Source organism: Paenibacillus ehimensis NBRC 15659 (genome assembly GCF_004000785.1).
In the GTDB taxonomy this organism is placed as follows: domain Bacteria; phylum Bacillota; class Bacilli; order Paenibacillales; family NBRC-103111; genus Paenibacillus_G; species Paenibacillus_G ehimensis.
Window position 1 is genome coordinate 1 of the sequence record NZ_BILX01000130.1, and the last position, 9,036, is coordinate 9,036.

General features: G+C 55.3%; 11 protein-coding genes. 2 read left to right on the forward strand and 9 right to left on the reverse strand.

What is annotated here, in order from left to right:
* Positions 1-54: 54 nt before the first annotated feature.
* The 9 genes from groL to PEH01S_RS33270 form a co-directional block, all read right to left on the reverse strand.
* A complete protein-coding gene (gene groL / locus PEH01S_RS33230; protein WP_025851916.1) occupies positions 55-1,689 on the reverse strand; it encodes a chaperonin GroEL in 1,635 nt (544 codons plus the stop codon).
* 99 nt (positions 1,690-1,788) lie between these two features.
* A complete protein-coding gene (gene groES, locus PEH01S_RS33235; protein ID WP_025851915.1) occupies positions 1,789-2,070 on the reverse strand; it encodes a co-chaperone GroES in 282 nt (93 codons plus the stop codon).
* Between the two features lie 198 nt (positions 2,071-2,268).
* Positions 2,269-3,036 (reverse strand): twin-arginine translocase subunit TatC, encoded by a 768-nt coding sequence (gene tatC, locus PEH01S_RS33240; protein WP_025851914.1) that lies wholly within the window; start codon positions 3,034-3,036, stop codon positions 2,269-2,271.
* A 47-nt stretch (positions 3,037-3,083) separates the two neighbouring features.
* Positions 3,084-3,347, reverse strand: a complete 264-nt coding sequence (locus PEH01S_RS33245) for a twin-arginine translocase TatA/TatE family subunit (protein WP_025851912.1) — start codon at positions 3,345-3,347, stop codon at positions 3,084-3,086.
* Positions 3,348-3,390: 43 nt separating this feature from the next.
* On the reverse strand, positions 3,391-4,395 hold the full coding sequence (locus tag PEH01S_RS33250) for a molybdopterin-binding protein (RefSeq protein WP_025851910.1): 1,005 nt from the start codon (positions 4,393-4,395) through the stop codon (positions 3,391-3,393).
* The gene (gene mog, locus PEH01S_RS33255) at positions 4,385-4,885 is read right to left on the reverse strand and encodes a molybdopterin adenylyltransferase (RefSeq protein WP_025851909.1); all 501 of its coding nucleotides are present in this window, start codon (positions 4,883-4,885) and stop codon (positions 4,385-4,387) included. The genes PEH01S_RS33250 and mog overlap by 11 nt, the downstream gene beginning before the upstream one ends.
* Before the next feature lie 33 nt (positions 4,886-4,918).
* Entirely contained in the window at positions 4,919-5,413 is a 495-nt protein-coding gene (moaC, locus tag PEH01S_RS33260; RefSeq protein WP_025851908.1) for a cyclic pyranopterin monophosphate synthase MoaC, read from the reverse strand.
* On the reverse strand, positions 5,406-6,041 hold the full coding sequence (locus tag PEH01S_RS33265; protein ID WP_025851906.1) for a 5-formyltetrahydrofolate cyclo-ligase: 636 nt from the start codon (positions 6,039-6,041) through the stop codon (positions 5,406-5,408). Before PEH01S_RS33265 ends, moaC begins: the two co-directional genes overlap by 8 nt.
* Positions 6,042-6,488: 447 nt before the next feature.
* The gene (locus PEH01S_RS33270) at positions 6,489-7,064 is read right to left on the reverse strand and encodes a biotin transporter BioY (protein WP_025851905.1); all 576 of its coding nucleotides are present in this window, start codon (positions 7,062-7,064) and stop codon (positions 6,489-6,491) included.
* Between the two features lie 125 nt (positions 7,065-7,189).
* Between PEH01S_RS33270 and PEH01S_RS33275 the strand changes: the two genes are divergently transcribed.
* Together PEH01S_RS33275 and PEH01S_RS33280 are read left to right on the forward strand one after the other, a co-directional pair.
* Positions 7,190-8,017 carry an ATP-binding cassette domain-containing protein gene (locus PEH01S_RS33275; protein ID WP_127490346.1) on the forward strand — a complete coding sequence of 276 codons (828 nt, stop codon included), beginning with the start codon at positions 7,190-7,192 and terminating at the stop codon, positions 8,015-8,017.
* A partial coding sequence (locus tag PEH01S_RS33280; protein ID WP_127490347.1) for an energy-coupling factor ABC transporter ATP-binding protein occupies positions 8,008-9,036 on the forward strand: 1,029 nt, incomplete at its 3' end. The genes PEH01S_RS33275 and PEH01S_RS33280, both read left to right, overlap by 10 nt.

Consider the following 9,036-nt stretch of genomic DNA (forward strand, 5'->3'; position numbering starts at 1 on the left):
AAAAACGGCAGCATCCTTTCGGATGCTGCCGTTTTATCCCGGCCAGGGGTCGGATTAGAATCCGCCCATGCCGCCCATTCCACCCATGCCGCCCATGTCAGGCATAGCAGGTTTGTCTTTTTCCGGTTTGTCTGCGATAACGGCTTCGGTTGTCAGGAACATAGCTGCAACGGAAGCTGCGTTTTGCAGAGCGGAGCGAGTGACTTTCGCCGGGTCAACGATACCGGCTTCGATCATGTTCACCCATTCGCCGGTAGCGGCGTTGTAGCCGATGCCAACGGATTCTTTTTTCAGGCGCTCCACGATCACGGAGCCTTCTTGACCTGCGTTTGCTGCGATCGTGCGAACCGGCTCTTCCAGAGCGCGCAGAACGATGTTTACGCCCGTTTTCTCGTCGCCTTCAGCCTGCACAGCCGCTACAGCTGCGTAGACGTTCACGAGGGCCGTACCGCCGCCTGCTACGATACCTTCTTCAACTGCTGCACGCGTAGCGTTCAGAGCGTCTTCGATGCGCAGTTTGCGCTCTTTCAGCTCGGTTTCGGTAGCTGCTCCAACTTTTACGACAGCTACGCCGCCAGCCAATTTTGCAAGGCGCTCTTGCAGTTTTTCTTTATCGAAATCGGAAGTGGTTTCTTCCAGTTGAGCACGGATTTGCGATACGCGCGTACCGATGTCTTTTTTGTCGCCTGCGCCGTCGACGATGATCGTGTTTTCTTTTGTAACACGAACTTGACGAGCGGAACCGAGTTGGTCCGGAGTTGTGGATTTCAGCTCAAGACCGAGCTCTTCGGTGATCACTTGGCCGCCAGTCAGGGCAGCGATGTCGCCGAGCATAGCTTTGCGGCGGTCGCCGAAGCCAGGAGCTTTAACCGCTACGCAAGTGAACGTACCGCGCAGTCTGTTCACGACGAGGGTCGCCAGAGCTTCGCCTTCTACGTCTTCTGCGATGATCAGAAGCTGCTTGCCGGATTGAACGACTTTCTCCAGAACAGGCAGGATTTCTTGGATGTTGGTGATCTTTTTGTCCGTGATCAGGATGTACGGGTTATCCAGAACGGCTTCCATTTTGTCTGTGTCCGTGATCATGTACGGGGAGATGTAGCCGCGGTCGAACTGCATGCCTTCAACCACTTCCAGCTCCGTTGCGAAGCCTTTGGACTCTTCTACGGTGATAACGCCGTCTTTGCCCACTTTTTCCATAGCTTCTGCGATCAGTTGGCCTACTTCGTCGTCGGCAGCGGAGATTGCCGCTACTTGAGCGATGGATTGTTTGCCTTCGATCGTTTTGGAGATTTTCGCGAGCTCTTCTACTGCTGCACGAACAGCTTTGTCAATCCCTTTGCGGATCACCATCGGGTTAGCGCCGGCCGTTACGTTTTTCAGACCTTCGCGAATGATTGCTTGAGCCAGAACCGTTGCCGTCGTCGTACCGTCACCGGCAACGTCGTTTGTTTTGGTCGCTACTTCTTTCACGAGTTGAGCGCCCATGTTCTCGAAAGCATCTTCGAGTTCGATTTCTTTCGCGATCGTCACACCGTCATTGGTGATGAGCGGGCTGCCGAATTTTTTCTCCAATACAACATTGCGGCCTTTCGGTCCCAATGTAACTTTTACGGCATTCGCAAGCGCGTCAACCCCGCGAAGCATTGCGCGGCGAGCGTCTTCACTGAACTTAATTTCTTTTGCCATGAATGTACCCTCCCGAGAATTAATCGTATATTTTTAACGGTTCGAATATTTTCGTAAGTAAATAACCAAAACTTAAGTATCGAATCGAGGCGTTGGTTCTTAAGCCAGAACGGCCAGAACGTCGCTCTCACGCATAATCAGCAGCTCGCGGCCTTCGTATTTTACTTCCGTACCGGCGTACTTGGAGAAAATCACGCGGTCGCCTTCTTTCAGCTCAAGCGCAATGCGCTCGCCGTCTTTGAGTGTACCGCTGCCTACAGCTACGACTTTGCCTTCTTGCGGCTTCTCTTTCGCCGTGTCAGGCAGTACGATACCGCTTGCGGTCGTTTCCTCCTTAGCGATGGCTTCAATGACTACGCGATCACCCAACGGTTTGATCATGAGAAAATAGCCTCCTTTTGATATTAGGGTAACGATGGTTTACCTTATTAGCACTCGAACGTCTTTAGTGCTAACAACAATTCTTATGATAACTATTTCCCATCAATTTTGCAAGTGGTTTTACAACATTTTCACACCTCAATCATTGTCTCCAGCCCTTTCCAAAATATACGACAAGCAGACAAACAAAAAAGCCTGTCATTCGACAGACTTTGCGGAAGCTTCCGCCTCCCAGGCTTGATCCTGCAGCAGCTGCTTCCGGTAGACGAGCGCCGACAAGTAGACGCTGAACTCATATAGAATAATCATCGGCACAGCGACGATAATGGCGGACACAGCATCCGGCGGCGTGATCATCGTCGAAATTATGACGAGCGCCAAATACGCGTAACGGCGCAGTTTGCGGAGAAGCAGCGGATTGAGCAGGCGGATTTTGGTCAAAAACATCACGACAATCGGCAGCTCAAAGACGAGCGCGATCGGGATCAAGATATTGAACATGAACGAGAAGTATTGCGCGATGCCGAAGTTTTCTTTAAGCTCCATACTCTGGCTGATCGCAGTAGTAAATAACAACGCCATTTTAAACACGATAAAATAGCCGAACGCCAGACCGAGCAAAAACATAAGAAATGCAAAGGGAATGAAGATTAAAGAGGCTTTTTGTTCTACTTCACGGAGTCCTGGTTTCAAAAAAGCCCATATCTGATATAGAGCAAACGGAAGCGTGACCAAAAGACCGGCAACTAAAGCAAAACTCATATACATTTTAATTGCATCCCATGGGGAAAACACATACCAATCCAAGTTCTCGATCGGGGATACGCTTTTCAAATAATTAATTAACGGCTTGGCCACTAGCAGCCCGACCACCATGCCGACGACCAGGACAAGCAGCACCCAAATAATTCGTTTGCGCAGCTCCGCCAGATGCTCGACCAGCGTCATGCCTTCATCATGTTCCATAACGGTTCACCTTCCACACGGTCAAAATCGGGAGTACAAGGGCCTCCCTAATCCGGCAAACGACGCGAGTCTTGTTTCGCTTCCTGCGGTGCAGCATTCGGCTGTGGCTGCTGCGCAGACGCCGACGGTGTAACGTCTTGACGCGGCGGCTGAGGCGCATCCGTCTCCATCAGATCGCGGGCACCCTGCTTGAACTCGCGCAGCGTCTTGCCCAGTGCCCGGCCGAGCTCCGGCAGCTTGTTCGGGCCGAACAATAATAGAGCAATGAGGCCGATGAGCAAAATTTCGCTAAATCCTATATTTCCGAACATATATTTATGATTCTCCTTCCATGGACTATTTCCGGTTCATCAACTAACAGCCGTAAAGCCCGCCGTAGCCGAGCTCGGTAATATCCGCCCGGGTGATCGTTTCTCCCGCACAAATGCGCGGCAGCAGAACGTCAAACGACGTATACGGGTCATGCATGACGCAGCCGGGCAGCCCCATAATCGGGACGCCGTCCAGATAGCCCATCAAAAGCATGGAACCAGGAAGCATCGGGGTGCCGTAGCTGACAACGGACGCTCCGGCACGCTTGATGGCGCCGGGCGTCCGATCGTCCGGGTCTACGGACATGCCGCCGGTAACGAGAATAAGATCCGCGCGGTCTTCCTCCAGGAAGCGGCGGATTTCCTGTACGATTGTTTCGCTGTCGTCCGGCGCAAACCGCTGTTCGATCACTTCCGAGCCGAGCGCCGCAAGCTTGCTGCGAACGACGGGACCGAACTTATCCTCAATCCGGCCCTTGAACACCTCGCTGCCTGTTGTGATAAGACCTGCCCGCAGCGGGCGGAACGGCTTGACCTCCACCATGGGCTGTCCCGCAGAAGCGGCAATGCGCTCGACGGCTGTGATGTGCTCTTCTTCTATAACAAGCGGAATGACGCGGGTCCCCATCAAGGAACGTCCGGGTTCCGCCACCGTATTCGTCTTCACGGTCGACATGATGACTTGATCCAAAGAATTGACTTGGTTGATCCGGTCCTTGTCGATTTTGACCAGACCGTGGATCGCGGACTTAAGTGTAACTTTGCCTTCATGCGGCTCGGTCAACGTGACGCCCGCTCCCTGCGCGGCCTTTGCCATCCGCAGAGCCGCCTCGTCTTCGTGCAGATAGCCTTGCTCCAGACGAAGCGTATAGATATGCTCCTTGCCGATGCTGAGCAGCGCCGGGATGTCCTCCTCGCGGATCACGTGTCCTTTTTTAAACAGACGGCCCTTGAACTTGCCCGGAATAATCTGGGTCAAGTCGTGCGCGAGCACCATGCCGACGGCTTGTTCCACCGGAACCTCTTTGAGCATCGAATCATGCTTCATCGCCGTGGTCTCCCTCGCGTCCAGTCAGAATGGCAAGCGCGTGAGGCAATTGATCGATGACCGCGGATAAATTTTCCGAAACCCCCTTGGGGCTGCCGGGCAAGTTCAGGATCAGCGTCTTGCCGCGAATCCCGGATACGGCCCGGGAGAGCATCGCACGCGGCGTCTTTTGCAGCGAATACATGCGCATCGCTTCGGCAAAGCCCGGAGCGTGACGGTCGATGACGCTCAAGGTCGCTTCCGGCGTGACATCCCGGGCCGCGAGACCTGTGCCTCCGGTTGTCAAAATGAGATCGGCCCGGAAATAATCCGTCATTTCGATCAACGCCGCCATAATTTCGTCTTTCTCGTCAGGCACGACACGGTATTCGATAATTTCGCCGTTCATTTCTTCTTCAATCAATTCCCGAATGACCTGTGCACTCGTGTCTTCCCGCTCTCCGCGGGAACCGCGGTCGCTTGCGGTCAAGATAGCCACTTTCCAGCGCATACATCTGCTCCTCTCCCGGATCTCATTAAATCTCTATGGGGCTGCGTGAAAATCCCCGCTCTTGCCGCCGGTTTTGCTCAGCAGCAGCGTCGGTCCGATCTGCATCGTTTTCTCCGCAGCCTTACACATATCGTAGACCGTCAGCGCCGCGGCGGATACGGCCGTGAGCGCCTCCATCTCCACACCGGTTTGCCCCTTCGTGCGGACGGTCGCTTCGATGTATAATTGCCCCTCTCCGTTGTCGCTAAACCGGACATCGACGCCGGTCAGCGCAATCGGATGGCACATCGGAATCCAATCCGACGTTTTTTTGGCGGCCATGACCGCGGCAACCTGCGCGACGGCGAGCACATCCCCTTTGGCGATGCCTCCCTGCCGGATCAGCTCCAGCGTCGCCGGAAGCATCGTAACGGTCGTGCGGGCCGTCGCCGTACGGACGGTTTCCTGCTTGTCCGAAATGTCCACCATGCGCGCGCGGCCTTGCTCGTTCAGATGGGTAAGCGGAGACGCCTTCCGCTCCTCAGTCATGGACATCCGCCCCCTTCCCCGTCAAAATGCGGGTTTCCGTCACCAGCTCGTCGATACGGAAGTCGAACAGTCCCATCGGGACTTCCGGAATCAACTGCTCCTCATAGGCCGCCGCCAAAATATAAGGCTTCGGCAGGCCGGTACGGACATACTGCTGCATAAAACGGTCGTAGAAGCCGCCGCCGTAGCCAAGCCGGCCCATATTGGCATCGAACGCCAGTCCCGGAACCAGCGCGACATCCACCTGCCGGATATCGAATAGCTGCTGCGCTTTAGCTATCGGCTCGCGGATTCCCCAAGTTCCGCGCTCCAAGTCGGCGTACGAACGCACCTCGAACAGCTTCATCTGCTTATAGGCAGGTACGACCTTCGGGACCACGACACGCCACGGACGGTTCCAGCAGGCCTCCATGACCGGGGTCACGTCCACTTCGGTTTTGACCGGCATATAGGTAAGCAGCGTCGGACGTCTTCTCATCGACGGCTCAGGATGAAGCAACTCTTCCAACCGTTCGATCAGCTTGCTGCTGATGATCTCGGACTTGCGCTTCCGCTCGTCCTCCGGGATGGCCGAACGAACCGCTTCGGCCTGGCGGCGAAGTTCGATTTTTTTCTCTTTAATATTCATGAAACGGCCTCATTTCATCGGGTCGATTCTGGATTAACAACATTCTAATAGGTGCCGTGCTCGATGGCAAATCCCTTTTGGGGCATTTTCTCCTAGTTTAACATAAATCGAAGCAAAATAACGAATTTCTACGATTTTACCCAAAAACTCGCTGCAAAATAAAAAAGCTTCTTTTCGAAGCGAGTTTGTTGAGAAAGTGGCCAATTGAGGTAAGGGAGGTGTACGAGGGGGTAGGGCATCCACTTCCGTTCGCCGTTGTCTGCAAATTTTCGGGGACGAAAGATTTTTCTTTAAGGGAGGCTTCTCTTGAAATGATAAAAGAGTTCAGCTTCGTTGAATACTTATCCATTCATCATAAATGAAAAAGCCTGCCCGAAGGCAGACGTGATATGTAGAGGGAAGCTTCGTATATTAACGTGAAAACGAAGGAATCCCGCCATATTCTTCCTATTCTTGGGAAATTGCTTCTCCGGTTAACCGTTCCGGCGGAAACGCTTGACGCACAGAGGCGATAATCAGGGTGGCTGCCACGGCCTTGATGGCGTCGCCGATCAGATACGGGTAGCAGCCGGCAACCATCGCTTTGGAGAGCGACATGCCCGTCACATAGGCGAGCCATGGCACTCCGCTCACATACAGCAGCAGCGAGCCGAACAGCTCGAGAACCAGAAACGCGGCAACGTATCCCCATAAGCCCCGAATGCGTATCCGCGGCAGCAGCCAGCCGATCAAAAGTGCGGAAATCGGCCACATAAACACATAGCCTCCGGTCGGCCCGAGCAGAACGCCCAATCCTCCGGTCCCATGCAGCAGCGGAAATCCGATAGCCGTCAGCACCACGATCAGCGCCATGCTTAAAAAGCCGTACCGAGCGCCAAGCATCCCGCCTGCAAGCATAACAGCCAGCGTCTGAAGGGTAATGGGTACGGGCGTAAAGCCGAGCGGAATGCTGATAAATCCGAAAAGCACGACGAGCGCAGCGAACAACGCACTAAAAACAATGCCTCGAAGCGTAAGCTTCATATTGATGAATGCCTCCTTTTTTGGTATGGTTATGACGAGAACATTGTTAACTCTATTTTGTTTTTATTCGGTTAACAATTGAGGATTATAGCACACGGGTTTTAAAAACGAAAGGATTTTTTACTATGTCTTCTTCATCCTTTGTAGCCTTGCATGAGGCATCCGTGAAGTACCCGACCGGCTCGGGCGCAGCGCATAAAGCTTTGTCCAAAGTCACGCTGCTCATCGTGCCCGGGGAGTGGGTAACCGTTGCAGGTCCGAACGGAAGCGGCAAAAGCACGCTGGCCGGCGTACTGCTTGGTACCTGTCGGCTTACGGAGGGGCGGATCGTCCGGAAAGAGCACCTTGACATCCGCGGCGTGCTGCAGCATCCGGAGGCCCAACCTATTGGCGATACGCCTGCCGAAGAGCTTGCTTTCGCGTTGAACGACCGTCATTTAAGCAAGGAGGAGCTGAATCGGATTCAACAGCAAGCGCTGCTTCGCGTGGGGCTCGATTTGTCCCCCGAAACGCCGCTAAACTCCTTATCCGGAGGGCAAAAGCAGCTGGTCAACATCGCCACGGCACTCGCAACCGCTCCCGATGTGCTGGTGCTGGACGAGCCGACCGCCATGCTCGATCCGGCTGCAAGAGAACAAGTACTGCGTGTCGTCCGGCAAGCTCATCTTCAGGGAACGACCGTCGTATGGATTACGCACCGGCTGGAAGAAGCTGTCCACGCAAGCCGCATCGTCGCTTTTCAGAAAGGCGAGGTCGCGTTTGACGGAGCGCCCGAGACGTTCTTTTATGGAGAAGCGGCTTCGGATTCAGAGACGCCATGCGAGCGAATCGGACTCGATCCTCCCTTCGTCGTGCAGACAGCACTGCACTTACGGAAAAAGGGTCTTGATCTGGCGGCCCGCCCCATAAGCTGCGATGATTTGGCGAAGGCGGTGAGCCGCTTATGCCTCTGACGCTGCACAATGTGAGCGCAGCAGCTCCGGACGACCCGAACCGCCGCTTGCTCAGCGACGTCAGTCTTGCATTCGAAGACGGAACCGTTACGCTGCTCGTCGGACGTACGGGCTCCGGCAAGTCCACGCTGCTCCAACTGCTGGCAGGCATGCGGCCGCCCTCGTCGGGCGAGATTCGTCTGAATGACGAGCCGCTATGGCGCCGTCGCCGGGTCACTCAGCCGCTTCTCCTACAGCTCGGCTTGACGTTCCAGTTTCCGGAGCAGCAGCTGTTCGCGCGAAGCGTCCGGCAGGAGTTCGGCTATTCGCTCCGCCCATATGGGCTTACGGCAATGGAAAAGGAACAGCGCATCCAATCCGCTTGCGAAGACCTTGGCCTCGGCGCCGCGTTCGACCCGGATCGCTCTCCGTTCGCGCTAAGCGGGGGCCAACGGCGCAGGCTTGCGCTAGCCACGACAATCGCTGCCTCACCAGATTGGCTCCTGATGGATGAGCCTACCGCGGGTCTTGAATCGGCGGCAGCCAGAGAGCTGCTCCGGTACGTGCAAGCCCGCAAAGCGGCCAAGGGCGGCATTGTGATCGCCACCCATGATTTAGACTTGTTTCTTCCGCTGGCGGACCGCGTGATCGTGCTCGATTGCGGTACGATTGCAGCCGATGGGACACCAGCCGCCCTGTGCGGCAATCCCGAACCGTTCGTGCAGGCCGGAGTCGGACTCCCCAGCTGCGTCCTGCTTTCGCACGCGCTGGCAAGGAACGGCATAACGCCGATTCCCGAAGGCAAGCTTTCGCCCGAGGATATGGCGGATGCGATAGCAGAGCGGCTGAAGGAGCGGCGCGGCGTTGCGATAAATGTTGCCTCGATTCCCGCGGAATGTCCGGACGGAAATCCGGAGAGCGAGTCCAAGTCTAATAAATCAGAGCTGCACGCACCGCCTCCGCCGCAGAGCCAAGCGGCCGGTCTGTCCCAAGAAGGCGAGCATCCGCCTGCCGCTGCCAAGTCGCTCTGGTATCGGCTC